Annotated in this window: 8 protein-coding genes and 4 pseudogenes; 6 read left to right on the top strand and 6 right to left on the bottom strand. The window is 66.5% G+C overall.

The window, feature by feature from the left end:
- The first annotated feature begins 43 nt into the window (after positions 1-43).
- A complete protein-coding gene (locus ACZ4YL_RS39315; RefSeq protein WP_468123124.1) occupies positions 44-2,677 on the top strand; it encodes a helix-turn-helix transcriptional regulator in 2,634 nt (877 codons plus the stop codon).
- 34 nt (positions 2,678-2,711) lie between these two features.
- On the opposite strand, the gene ACZ4YL_RS39310 is transcribed toward ACZ4YL_RS39315, so the two are convergent.
- The 6 genes and pseudogenes from ACZ4YL_RS39310 to ACZ4YL_RS39285 form a co-directional block, all read right to left on the bottom strand.
- Complete coding sequence (locus tag ACZ4YL_RS39310) at positions 2,712-3,557, bottom strand: hypothetical protein (RefSeq protein ID WP_468123122.1); 846 nt, start codon at positions 3,555-3,557, stop codon at positions 2,712-2,714.
- Between the two features lie 210 nt (positions 3,558-3,767).
- Positions 3,768-4,088 (bottom strand): hypothetical protein, encoded by a 321-nt coding sequence (locus ACZ4YL_RS39305; RefSeq protein WP_468123120.1) that lies wholly within the window; start codon positions 4,086-4,088, stop codon positions 3,768-3,770.
- Between the two features lie 388 nt (positions 4,089-4,476).
- Positions 4,477-5,843 (bottom strand): annotated as a pseudogene (locus ACZ4YL_RS39300) (IS1380 family transposase).
- Positions 5,844-5,949: 106 nt separating this feature from the next.
- Complete coding sequence (locus ACZ4YL_RS39295; RefSeq protein ID WP_468123119.1) at positions 5,950-6,900, bottom strand: PLL family lectin; 951 nt, start codon at positions 6,898-6,900, stop codon at positions 5,950-5,952.
- Between the two features lie 431 nt (positions 6,901-7,331).
- Positions 7,332-8,081: a transposase gene (locus ACZ4YL_RS39290; RefSeq protein ID WP_468123117.1), complete on the bottom strand. Its 750-nt coding sequence runs from the start codon at positions 8,079-8,081 to the stop codon at positions 7,332-7,334.
- Positions 8,082-8,675: 594 nt separating this feature from the next.
- Positions 8,676-9,509 (bottom strand): hypothetical protein, encoded by an 834-nt coding sequence (locus ACZ4YL_RS39285; protein WP_468123115.1) that lies wholly within the window; start codon positions 9,507-9,509, stop codon positions 8,676-8,678.
- Between the two features lie 503 nt (positions 9,510-10,012).
- Between ACZ4YL_RS39285 and ACZ4YL_RS39280 the strand changes: the two genes are divergently transcribed.
- The 5 genes and pseudogenes from ACZ4YL_RS39280 to ACZ4YL_RS39260 all read left to right on the top strand — a co-directional run.
- Positions 10,013-11,047 carry a hypothetical protein gene (locus tag ACZ4YL_RS39280; protein ID WP_468123113.1) on the top strand — a complete coding sequence of 345 codons (1,035 nt, stop codon included), beginning with the start codon at positions 10,013-10,015 and terminating at the stop codon, positions 11,045-11,047.
- A gap of 104 nt (positions 11,048-11,151) precedes the next feature.
- Positions 11,152-11,901, top strand: a pseudogene (locus ACZ4YL_RS39275) (transposase).
- 321 nt (positions 11,902-12,222) lie between these two features.
- Positions 12,223-12,537 (top strand): hypothetical protein, encoded by a 315-nt coding sequence (locus tag ACZ4YL_RS39270; protein WP_189965244.1) that lies wholly within the window; start codon positions 12,223-12,225, stop codon positions 12,535-12,537.
- Between the two features lie 47 nt (positions 12,538-12,584).
- Positions 12,585-12,844, top strand: a pseudogene (locus tag ACZ4YL_RS39265) (transposase); the annotation flags it as partial.
- Positions 12,772-12,942: pseudogene (locus tag ACZ4YL_RS39260) on the top strand (IS5/IS1182 family transposase); the annotation flags it as partial. The pseudogenes ACZ4YL_RS39265 and ACZ4YL_RS39260, both read left to right, overlap by 73 nt.
- Positions 12,943-12,980 lie beyond the last annotated feature (38 nt).

Raw genomic sequence — 12,980 nt, 5'->3', positions numbered from 1 at the left:
AAAGGTCGATCAATGGGGGGCCGGAGGAATGAACCATAACCGTGTGCTGCAGCGTTGGCCGCTGGTCGGGCGCGAGGCCGAACTGAGGGGTTTCGACGAGGTCGTGCCGGAACCCCGCAGCGCCGGGTTCCTGGTCTTCGGGCCGGCTGGAGTGGGCAAGTCCCGGCTGGCCGAGGAGTGTCTGGACCGCGCGGTCGCGCTCGGGTACCGGGTCGGCAGGGCGGTAGCCACCGCAGCGGCGGCGTCGGTTCCGCTGGGCGCCATCGCCCATCTGCTGCCCGACGGTGCCGATCTGTCTGACCCGGTCTCGGGGTTCGCCAGGGTGGCCAGGCTGCTGTCGCGGCCGGGTACGACGCGGCCCCGCATGGTGATCCTGGTCGATGACGTCCACTTGCTCGATGCGACCTCGGCGATGCTCCTGCGGCAGTTGATGGACGCCGGGGTGATCTTCCTGCTGGGAACGGTCCGGTCGGGGGAGGGCCAGGCGCTGGCGGTGACCGCGCTTGGGCACGGGGACGCCGTGCGACAGGTGGACCTCGCCGGGTTCGGCCGCGAGCAGGTCGTGACGGTGCTGGAACAGGTCCTGGAGGGGCCTGTCGGAAGGAGCGCGGTCAACCACCTGCTGACGACCAGCGGCGGCAACCCCCTCTACCTGCGGGAGCTGGTGGTGGGGGCAGTGGCTGCCGGAGTGTTGACCTGCGACGGCGAGATCTGGGACATGACCGCGGACCGGCTGCCGGGCACGCGGCGTCTGACCGATCTGATCCGTTCCCGGCTCTCCGTCGCCCCACGTGCCGGCCGACAGGTACTGGACGTTCTGTCCCTGTGCGAGCCGCTGTCCCTGGGACACCTGGAAAGGGATGCCGAACCGGAGGTGCTGAGCCAGTTGGAGCAGTCGGGGCTGATCGTCGTCGTCCAGGAGGAACGACGCTCAGCGGTCCGGCTGGCCCACCCTCTCTACGGAGAGGTGCTGCGCGCGGACATGACTGCCCAGTGCCGCAGGGACACCTTGCTGCGGCAGGTCCATCTGCTGAAGCGGAGCGGGGCCCGTCGCCGGGAGGACGCAGTCCACCTCGCCACCTACAAGCTCGCGGCTACCGGCACGGCCAACCCGGCTCTGCTCGTCCGCGCGTCAGCCCTGGCCGCGCACGCCCGCGAGTACCCCCGCGCGCTCAGTCTCCTCCGGGCGATCCCGCAGGAGCACCGGGGCTTCCGGATCCAGCTCCTGCTGGGGAAGACGCTGTACGAGGCCGGTGACTTCCAGCAGGCCGAGGACGTGTTGTCCCAGGCCGACGCCATGGCCGCAACAGAAGAGGAAGTCCTGTCCGTGCTGCCGGTCCGGACACAGAACCTCATGTGGGGGCTGGGAGCGCCCTACGCAAAGCTTCTCGACGTCATCGAGTCCGCCCGTTGCCGGGTCACCAGCCCCTTCGGTCTCCGCGTCCTGCTGGTCAACGAAGCTGCCAGCGCGCTCACCGTGGGAGAGGTCAGGCACAGCCTCGCCCTGAGCGAGGACCTCGAGCATGAGGGCACGCAGGCACCGGACGCCACGACATGGCTGTGGGCCGCCATGACGAGGTCCATGGCTCTCGCGGTCACGGGGCGTGGGGAGGAGGCCGAGGGCTGGATCCGACGTGCCATCGCTTTCAGCGCGGCCGCCGGCGAACCCCACTCCACGGCCACGCACGAGGTGGCCCACTGGGCGGTTCTCGTCCTGGCCCTGTCGGAGAGCGGTCGCCTTGCCGAGGCCCAAGAGGTGGGCGAGCGGGCCTTCGCGGGCCTTACGGACGCGAGCGTGACCGCGGACCGCCGGCTGCTGGCCTTCTATCTGGCGCGCGGCGCATGGGCTGCCGGACACCCGGCTCAGGCGCGGCGCTGGTTCGCGGAGGTGGTCCGAGCGTCCCGCCCGCACACCCCGGTGGTGCTGTCGATGGCACTGGCGGGTCTGGCGGCAGCCGCCGCGCTGCAGGGGGATGGTGAAGCGGCGGAAGCGGCCCTGGCCGAACGCGGTCGGCTTCCCGCCCTGGGGTTCTTCCCCGAAGAGAGGCTCGGCGAGGCCTGGCTGTACGTCGCCCGCGGTGAGCTGACCCGCTCACGGGCAGTGCTGACAGCGGCCGCCCAGGAAGCGTTCGAGCGCGGGGAAACAGCGTCAGAAGCGATTCTGCTGACCGATCTTGTCCGGCTAGGGGAGGCCGGGGAGGCTGCCGGGCGGCTGACGGAGATCGCTGCGGAGTGCCCCGGGCCCCTCCACCGGTCCCGTGCCGATCTTGCCGCCGCATGGTCCGCGCACGACCCCGACGGGCTGCTCGTCGCCGCCGACGAGCTGGAGGCCATGGGAGCGGAGCTGCTGGCGGCTGAGGCGGCGAGCACCGCTGCCTCCCTCCTGAGGGCGGCCGGGGAGACCCGCCGGGCCAACGCCGCCGCCGTCCGCGCCGAGGATCTCGCGGCCCGCTGCGAGGGAGCCAGGACCCCGGCCCTCATGGCCCGGGAGGCTGTCGTACGGCTCACCGGGAGAGAGCGCGAAATCGCGCTGCTCGCCTCCCGGGGCCTGCTCAGCAAGGACATCGCCGCCGCACTGACCATATCCATACGTACCGTCGACAATCACCTGCAACGCATCTACAACAAGCTCGGTATCACGACACGCAAAGAGCTGGCCGACCGACTGCTTCCATGAACAGTGATACGGCCGCGCGAGCCGCGAGGGCCCGTCAGGTGTGCCGAGCCGCGGTGAGCATTTCACGGAACTCTTCCATGAATTCCTCGCCGGCAGCGCCGCCGTCGAGAGGGAAGGGGTAGCTCGACGCCTCGGCGGAATCCAGCCACGCCGACCTGACGTATATTCCGTGCTCTCCCGCACTGACCTCCCGGTCGGACAGTCCGCTCACCATGGTCTGCTGAAGCCTCCCCACGAAGGCGACTCCATCCCCCTCGGTGTGGATTATCGCAATGATGACCAGCTTCTCGGTGAGAATGCAGGCCTCGATCAAGGGAGCTGCCCCGGTGTATGCTCCCCGCTGGAATATTCCATTGTCCAAATACCGCGTTTCGCAGCACAGCCTCGTCGCAGCGCGTAGGTCCCCCAGCGAGTACCTGTGCACCGTGTCCTCCAGCAGCGGAAGGAGGCGTTCATCGAGATCGGTGATGCGGCACAGCCTGGTATGACACTCCCTCGGCTCCGCGTCGGTGACCGCCCCCAGCCCCCATGGCGTGTAGAGGGAAAAATGAGAGAAGCGCACTATGAGGAACATGGACGACAGTCCGGCGACGACGCAGACCGCCCCCATGACCGCATTGATTGTTTCGCCGCGCTCAATCCCTGACGCCAGGATTCCCAGCCCCACCGCGGCAAAGGATGCAGGACCGATCAAAGTAACTCCGCGCACGGCGAGAATCGCCGAGAGCAGCACGCTCAAGGAGAATGCCGCGGCAATCCATCCGATGGACCACTCCATGTCAGGACTGTAGAAGGCGGAGAAGGTTGCATATGCGGAGAACATTTCTCCCAAGAGAGCTGCCACTGCCAGAACGGCAACAGGAAACTTTCCTCTTCGCATGACGGAAACGCGCTCCTATGGATTGTTCCCGCAACCGCTGGTTGAGGGTTGGATGATGCCCTTTGGCAGGCACATGGGTCGGAGTTTTACGCATGCGCGGCCGGGCGTCGTGAGTAATGCCTGCTCAGCCGGGATCCACCGATCGGCGGTGTGATCCGCGTCGGGTTGCACACAGGGCTTCGGCGTAGTCGCTTGATGCCCGTTTCGTGATCATGTGAGTCCGAGGAGGGCGAGTGGCCTGCCGGCGTCGCGAACGTTGCGTCGAAGGCTGGCGGCGATGTTGGTGTTCCCCGCGAGGCGGAGGGCGCCGATAGCGAGGTTGCGCCAGGTCGCCATCGAGCGAGGGGCGGTGCCCGTCCGCAGCTGCGAGGCGTCCTCGGCGAACGTCACGTCTCGCACGTGGTGCAGGGCCTCAATCTTCCAGTGGTCACGAATGAAGGTCGCGAGCTGGGCGGGTGTGGCCTGCCCGGCGGTCAGGCTGGTGACGGCGTAGACGGTCTTGATGCTGATCGTGCCGGTCTTGCGGTCCACCCGGCGGCGCCTGAGCTGCGGATCTCACCCCGGCCATGCCCGGTGTCACGGGTGCGTGACTGCAGCGGAATCTGCTTCCACGGAAGGAACTTGAGCTGCTTGCGGAGCCTCTTCTGATTTCCTTTCACGATCACGATGTAGTTCGCGTTGCGGCCGAGCAGGTATGTCGCATGCTCGCGCTGGGTGTGCGTCGCGTCGCTGGCCACGACCACGCCCTCTAGCCTCGATCTTTCGTGACGGGTCGTCGGATTCTCCGGCGGCCCGTTTCGGCTTGTCGGGTCGGTGACGGGTAGGCCGATGGCCCGGCTGTCGCGTCGGGTGTGCGCCGGTTTCCACGGTTCCGGTGGTGGTGGTGGTGCTGCTCGTGGGGGCGGGTGGTTGTTGCTGGTCAGCCAGGGTTCGGGAGGGCGTCGAGCCTCTGGATCGCGCCTGTGATCACGTCGGTCCAGGGCCAGCGGTGGGTGAATCTCAGGTGTCGGCGGCGGGCGGTGGTGACGAGTTGGGCGGCGGCGGAGAACAGTCGTAGCTGGGTTCCCAGAGGCGAGGTTTGCCGGTCAGGGCGAGCATCGGCAGCCAGGCCAGCAGGTCGAGGGCGAGCTGGACGATCTCCAGCCAGATCTGGTTCTGTGCGGTGTCGTGCAGGGGAAGGTTGCGCAGGCCGGTGGCGCGGGCATTGCGGATGCGGTCCTCGGCCCGTGCGCGCTGGCGGTGCCGCAGTTCGAGTGCGGCAATCGGGACGCTGGTGGTGTTGGTTGCGAAGCAGGTCAGCCGTAGTCCGTCGGCGTCGGTGAACCGCAACTGGGCGCCCGGGTGAGGCCGTTCCTTGCGGACGATCAGCCGCATCCCCTTGGGCCAGCCTTTCAGGACGTCGCCGTCGAGCTCGGCGGTCCAGGCGCCGTCGCGTATCACACCGCCCGGTTCGATCGCGGGTGTCCAGGCCGAGGCGGGGACCTTCAGCACGGCCTGGTGAATGGCGGCGGTGATGGTCATCCCGACCGAGTACGACAGCCACCGCCCGCGCTTCGCGAGCCAGGCCACGAACTCGTGGGTGCCGCCGCCGGAATCGGTGCGGATCACAGTGGAGCGGCCCCGCCGATGACGCTTCGGGAGCTGGGCCAGGGCGAGCTGGGTGGCGGTGATGTGGTCGGCGGCGGTGTTGCTGCCCGCGTTCCCGGGCCGCAGCAGGGCTGCCACCGGCTCTCCGGTGCCGCCGCGTCCGTGGTCGACGAAGCCCATGAGCGGGTGGTGGCCGTAGGTCTTCTTCCAGGTCGCGGCCGCGTCCTGCTTGTCGGAGTGGGCCTGGACCAGCACCCCGTCCAGGTCCACGATCACCTGACCGGAGGCGTCCGGCGACGATGCCCCGGCCAGCTTCCAGACGTGTTCACGGACTTCGGCCCGCGCGGACCGGATCGCGGTCAGGGCTTTCGGGCCGGCCGCGGCGAGGGTGTCGATGAGCCGGGAGACGGTCGGGTCGGAGGCCACCGGCCCGAACACGGCCGGCTCGGCCCGCAGCATCGCGACATCCGCCAGGCAGTCTCCGCCGACCGCGACCGCGAGAGCCACATCGATCAGGATCTTGCCCGGATCGTGCACCGCCCGTAGCCGCCGCCACGGCGCGAGCGCCGCCGATATCGCGGTGTCCAGGCCGGTCTTACGGACCGTCTCGACCAGCAGCACACCCCCGGCCTGGGAGACCACCGCCCGGCCGCCGCCCTCGATGCGGACACGCGGGTAGGACCCGATACTCTTCTTCACCTGAGGAGTGCTTCTTTCCACGCGACGACCTGGACCCTAGACAAGTCCCATCGTTGCAGGTCAGGAGCACTCTTCGTGTTTCCGATCATGCGGGCAGGCGAGCTTGTCAGGAAGTTGCCGCCGCGCCTGCGAGCGAAAGTTCGTGGATGTGGCTATCGGTGCCCCGATAGAGGACGTACTGGGTGTTGTCGGTGCTATAGACGGCGGGGTCACCGGCCGCATTCGGCCCGGCGCCTGTGGCCGCGCTGGTGAGGTCGTTGTGGCGCCACTTGTCGTTGAACCCGCCGACCAGTTCGTGGAGGTGACCGTCGTGCCCGCGGTAGATGACGTGCTGGCTGTTGTCGGCATCCCGGGTGTAGACGGCGGGGTCGCCGACCGCGTTCGGCGGGGCGCCTGTGGCCGCGCTGGTGAGGTCGTTGTGGCGCCACTTGTCGTTGAACCCGCCGACCAGTTCGTGGAGGTGACCGTCGTGCCCGCGGTAGATGACGTGCTGGTCGTCGGGCCCGGTACAGCCGGTGGGCTCGCCGGCCGCGTCCGGGGGGCTGCCTGTGGCCGCACCGGTGATGTCCTGGTAGTTCGAGCCGCTGTGGCCGTGAAGCGACACATTGTGGATATGGCCGTCCTCACCGCGGTAGATCACGTGGTGACCGTTGTCGCCGCTCCAGTGATAGACGGCGGCAGGGTCGCCGGCCGCGTTCGGCGGGTGGCCCAGGGCGCCGGTGACATCGGTGAGATCGTCGTCGACCCACTGCTGGCCGGAACCGTCTTCCCACCGGAGTTCGTGGATGTGGCTGTCGGTGCCGCGGTAGACCACGTGCTGATGGTCGAAGTGCCAGGCATCGGCGGCAGGGTTGCCCAGCGCATTCAGAGGGTGGCCGGTGGCGATGAGGTCGTTGTGGTGCCACTGTCCGTCGAACGACAATGCGTGAACACGGTCGTCGGTGCCGCGGTAGACCACATGCCGGGTATTGTCATCGGCCCCGATGTAGCCAGCCGGATCACTGGCGGACGGTACGGCATCGCCGGCGTATGTCAGGTCGTTGTTATTCCACGCCACGGTTATCTCCTCCTTGGCGTCGAGCGACAGCCAATTCCTTGATTGGCGGTTGACGATCCTGCCGGTGACTCGGCTCAGTCGGTCGGCGCTCGGTCAGTCGGTGATGTGGATACTGCCCAGGATCCTGGCCACGTTGCCTGCCATGGCCTTGGTCGCCTCAAGTGCATCCCTGCTGCACATGACGACTCCCCAGAAAGTTCCCGTTGCCAATGGCGAGATGCCCGATGGTTACCCATACGCCGTTGGAGCGGCCCGGCCATCGGATTCTCCTTCCGGCAGCCTGGTGGCCTCGCCCAGGACGCCGGGCAAGCCCCAGTCATCGATCGCCGCGACTCCGGTGCTGATTTTCGACGACGTTCCTCTCTTTTTACACTGTCCCCATCCGTGCCGAACCGCAACTCAAACAGCTTCCCGTAACAATTTGAGCGTTTTCAGCGTTGCCTCTCCAGAGTGAGGACGGCTTTGGCGATGACGGTCATGCGGTTGGGGCTGATGCGGGATCTGCGGAAGATCTGCCACGACTTCAGCCGCGCCATGCCGCGTTCGACCGGTGCCCTGCTCGCGGCAAGGGCCCGGTTGACGGTGCGCTGAGTAGGGGTGAGTTCACCGCCGGGTGGGCGTTTGAGTCCGGTGGTGACCCAGGGGCCGGCGCCCTGGTAGGCGCGGTCGGCGAGGATGGGGACGCCCTGGCGTTCGCAGATCCGGATGATGCGGTGGGTGCGGGCCGCGGTCAGGTCGTGGGTGCGGCCCGGCAGCGCGGGCGAGATCCACAGCAGCTCGCCGGCCGGATCGGTGAGGACCTGGACGTTCACGCCGTGCCGACGGTGCTTGGCCGAGTAGTCCGCGCGGCTGTCACCGACGCGGTCGCACTCGGCGAGGGTCCCGTCCAGCAGGACGAAGTCCGGATCGTGCTCGCGCAGCGTCTTCAGCAGACCCGGGGCCAGGCCGGCGAGCAGGTTCGTCACGGTGGTCACGTAGGCGTGCGCGGTGCCGACGGATATGCCGAAACCAGCGGAGATTCTCGCGAGGCTGTCGTGGCGGCGCAGGTACACCAGAGCGACGAGCGCGCGCTGGTGCGGCGGGAGCTTGCACCGCCGGTCACCCTCGCGGGTGACGATGAGCATCGTGACCCACTCGACCAGGGCGTGCGGGAGATCGAGTGCGGCAGGATAGGGAACCAACAGGGCTCCTGCGCCGGTGGGTTGAGACGTCGAACACCTCCCTCAACGGCACGGGAGCCCTGTCTGTTGCGGACCCCACCCTCACGCCGCTTCCCTCACCCGATCGGTGGCCACGCTGAAAACGCTCACTGGTACGCACCCGGTGACGCCCTGGCGGGCACTCCGCAGCGACCCGATCACCTGAATTTCCTTGGGTAGTCGAAGGAGCAGGTAGAACTCGGCCCGCTCTGGTTTCTACTGCCGTCGGTGCACTACATGGAGTTGGCCGAGAACCCGCGCGATGAGCAGCGGAAGAAGGTCGCTGCCGCGATAATGCTGTTGTCGAGGTCGCGACGATCGCTCCGGCGACCAGAATCCTCGACGAGGAGATGGATCAGGAGCTCGATCGCATCGTTGCTGGCGCAGTCGCCGCGATCGAGCTAGAACCTGAGCCATGCTCAGACATGCAAGCCCGTAGTGCTCCTCCTCGTCGATCTCCGGGATGAAATCGCAGGCTGCGTCAAGGTCTTCTTGGTCCACGTAGGTGCCGGTTCGCCCTGCTTCTCATCGCCCCCGCCGAGAGCAGGACGACATCTCTCGCGTCGCTTCGTCGAGTTATGTGCTCCACCACATGGCGGCAACGATCGAGTCTGCGGGGCCGCCGATCTTGGTCCAGGACGTCCCCGTGCCGTCATAGCGGTACACGCCACCTCCGTTCGGGTTCGTACTCAACCCGAAAATCGTTTGGTAGCTGACAGAGAATGACGCACCAGGACCACCGACCTGTCGCCAGACCCCAGGGGATATGTCTGGATTATCTTCTGGGCTGACATATTGAAATCCGAACAAATCGCCGCTGTCCGGGTTGGTGGCTGCGAGCCCCCAGTCCCCACCGTAGATTCGGCCGGCTGGGCCACCGATCTTGGTCCAGGACGTCCCCTGGCCGTCGTAACGGTACACGCCACCTCCGCTTGGGTTCGTGCTCAGCCCGTAGACCGAGTCATTGGTAACGGCAAAGGAGGCGCCGGGGCCACCGATTTGTTGCCAAGGGCCGTTGAGGTAATGGAACAGGTCACCGCTGCTGGGGTTGGTGGCAACCAACCCCCAGCCGCCGCCGTAGATCTGGCCCGCCGGGCCACCGATCTTGGTCCAGGAGTCCCCGGAGCCTGTAAATGCGTATACGGCGCCTCGGTCTGGGCTTAGTCCGTAAACGGAATTGCGGGTGACGGCGAAGGACGCACCGGGACCGCCGATCCGTTCCCACTTGTCGGGGCTGTTGAGGTACCGGAACAAGTCGCCGCTGCTGGGGTTGGTGGCAACTAGCCCCCAGTCCCCGCCGTAGAGCTGGGCCGCCGGACCGCCGACCCTGATCCAGGCCTCGTCGTGGTAGTGGTACACGCCGTTTCTATCCGGGCTCAAGGCGAACACACTCTGTTCTGTACGGGTCATGGTGGTGGCCTCTCGAGCGTTGACGGGTCGCGTGGAATAGGTCAGCCGCCGGCAACGAGCCGCAAGGAGTATCGACCCGACCCGGTGTAGCGCATCCCTCAAGAATTAGATCTCTGGCATAGCAACGCGTGGCGCGCCGTGATGAGGCGTCACGAGCCGAACGAACCAGTCATGTCTTTGTGTTAATTCTTGCGTTCGGATCCCGTCCTTGCAATCCGACTTATTCGATCTCGCTCCGGTGTAGTTCGCGACCGTCCGATCAGAACGATGGCGCCTCACGTCACGAGGTTCTCACTCGACCACGTTGTGGCCGCCGATTTGCCTCATGAGTGGACCACGGAGCTTCTCGAACTCATCAGGCCGAGGCTGTCGGTGCTCTAAATTTCCCCCATGCACCACGGATGACCACCCGCCCCAGTATCTTCTGTTCCCCCGGGTGCGCTTGCTGGTTTGCAGACACACACTGGAGCCATCTGGAGCCGATGCCATAGCGAGGTAGGGCGATGGCCGAAGAGGTGGGGTGGATCAGTACGGTCCGGGTCGGTCAGTTGACCGGCCACAGGGATCCGCAGGACTGGCTGCTGATGAACCGCACCGATTTTTGGGGGGCGGAGGGGCTCGATCTCGGGGCGAACACCGTGCACGAGGGCAGGCTCTACTTCTTTTCTGGCGATGTCGCAACAAGCGAGAACGGCGAACACCAGCACAAGGGTTTGGGATTGAAATTCTTTCCGCCGTACGACCATGGCGGTACTGGGCCGACCTCGGCAGGTCAGCGCCACTGGTGGCCCAGCATCCGGTGCTGGGGAATGTTTTGGGCTCCGAATGGTGACACGGCCGACACAGTATGCCCCAACGGAGGAGAACACTACTTTCACCCGGACAGCTTTGAGTTCTTCATGCCGAACGACCAGCAAGGCGGCACATCTGCGGCGGGTCAGCCGGATTGGCGGTTGTGCAGCCGGTGTCGCGGTCTGTTCTGGGCAGATCGCGATACTACTGCCGGCACGGCGTGCCCTGCCCAAGGTCAGCATAGTTTCAACTTGACCAGCCCGCGATTCTTCCTGCCGGACAACGAGCACGGCGGAACACCCGAGACGGGCCAGCCGGACTGGCGGTACTGCATCAACTGCCGCTCCCTTTTCTTTGCTCCTCCTAGGGAACCTCCCGACCCCGACAAGGACCCCCGATTCAGCTCATGTCCGGGAGTCAATCCAAGGAACGCGGACCTGATCGCCTGGACCGATGATCCCCATGTTTCTCCCAGGATCGAACTGGGGCACAACCCTGCGGGCCTGAATTTCATCTTGCCGAACGATCAGTACGGCGCCACACCCGCGACGGGCCAGGAGGGCTGGCGGTACTGCAGCACCTGCCACGGCCTGTTCTGGGCACCCTACGGCGACACAACGCAGAGTGTGTGCCCCGGCGGGGGTGAGCACTCCTTCCACCCGAAGAGCATGAAGTTCTTCCTGCCGAACGACAACTATCCGCCGGACGAACACCTGGGCATTGAGCGTTTTCAACGAGGCCACTGATCGGGTGAGGCTGGCGAGATCGAGGTGAGGACCGCAACACACAAGCGCCCCCGCGCCGTTGGGGGAGGTCGTCGACGTCTCAACCCATCCGCACAGGAGCCCTGTTGGTTCCCTATCCTGCCGCACTCGACCTCCCTCACGCTCTGGTCGAGTGGGTCACCATGCTCATCGTCACCCGTGAGGGTGGCCGGCGGTGCAAGCTCCCGCCGCACCAGCGCGTGCTCGTCGCTCTGGTGTAACTACGCCGCCACGACACCCTCACCCGGATCGCGACCGGCTTCGGGATATCCGTCGGTACCGCCCACGCCTACGTCACCTCCGTGATCGGCCTGCTCGCCGAACGGTCCCCGGGCCTGCTCAAGACTCTGCGCGAGCATGATCCCGAGTTCGTCCTGCTGGACGGCACTCTCGCCGAGTGCGACCGCGTCGGCGACAGCCGGGCGGACTACTCGGCCAAGCACCGCCGGCACGGCGTGAACGTCCAGGTCGTCACCGACCCCGCTGGCGAGGCGCTGTGGATCTCGCCCGCACTGCCGGGCCGCACCCACGACCTGACCGCGGCCCGCACCCACCGCATCATCCGGATCTGCGAACGCCAGGGCGTCCCGATCCTCGCCGACCGCGCCTACCAGGGCGCCGGCCCCTGGGTCACCACCGGACTCAAACGGCCACCGGGCGGTGAACTCACCCTCACCCAGCGCACCGTCAACCGGGCCCTGGCCGCGGCGAGGGCACCGGTCGAACGCGGCATGGCACGGCTGAAGTCATGGCAGATCTTCCGCAGATCCCGCACCAGCCCCAACCGCATGACCGTCATCACCAAAGCCGTCCTCACCCTGGAGAGGCAACGCTGAAAACGCTCGCTGGAGTGTTCGGGCTCAAGATGCGCCCTAGAAGGTGCAGAGCGAAGCTAAAGAAGGACATGTGTGGAAAGCCGACCAATACCTCCCGCTCGGGGACGAGGTCGAAGGTCTACCTTACGTACGACTCGCGCGGTGATGGGGTGGCAGGATCGCCGCGTTTCGAGCCAGTGCGGGATCCCCTTTGCACCGGACGGACGTCTCATTGAGCGGGAAGATCCTTTGAAATGGAGCGTGAGAGGCATGGCCAGTATCCGCAAACGCCTTCCTGCTGTCGCCGCTGCTTCGGCGGCGGTCATTACCGTCGCTGGGAGCATGGTGCTACCAGCCACCGCAGTCGCAGTCCCGAACCTGCTCTCGCAGCCGGACACGTGCAAGTCGGGGTATGTGTGGCGTGAAGCAACTGGCCCCGGGGATCACGTCTGCGTCACGCCCGGCGTCCGCGCCCAGGCCAAGGACGACAACGCCCACGCCGCAGCTCGACGGGTCAGCCCCAGTGACCCCACCTGCATCTCCGGGTATGTATGGCGCGAGGCAACCGCCAACGACCTCGTCTGCGTCACCCCCGGCACCCGCACCCAGACAAAGGACGACAACGCCCACGCCGCCAGCCGCGTACAAGGGAGCTGAACTGGGTCTCCGCTGGCCTGTAGCCGGTGGTCCGTTGGGGTGGCGGGGTGAGCGAACGGAAGCCGTACCCAAGCGACTTATCGGATGGACAGTGGTCGTTGATCGAGCCGGTGATCACGGGATGGAAGGACCGGCACCGCTCGGTCAGCAACCACCAAGGCGCCCATGCGATGGGGTCGTGAACGCGATCCTCTACCAGGGCCGAACCGGCCGTCAGCGGGCCTACCTCCCGCACGACCTGCCGCCGGAGAGTGCGACCTCGGCGCACTTGCACCATCCTGCGCTCCCCTCGAACGCGGCATGGCGCGGCCGAAGTCCTGGCAGCTCTTCCGCCGAGCCCGCATCAGCCCCAACCGCATGAGCGTCATCACCAAAGCCATCCTCACCCTGGAGAGGCAACGCTGAAAAGGCTCATTAAGAGCCGGTAACAGGATCTTGTTGAG

It is taken from the genome of Streptomyces sp. NPDC030021 (assembly GCF_055574035.1).
This window is presented reverse-complemented; position numbering and strand designations above follow the sequence as displayed.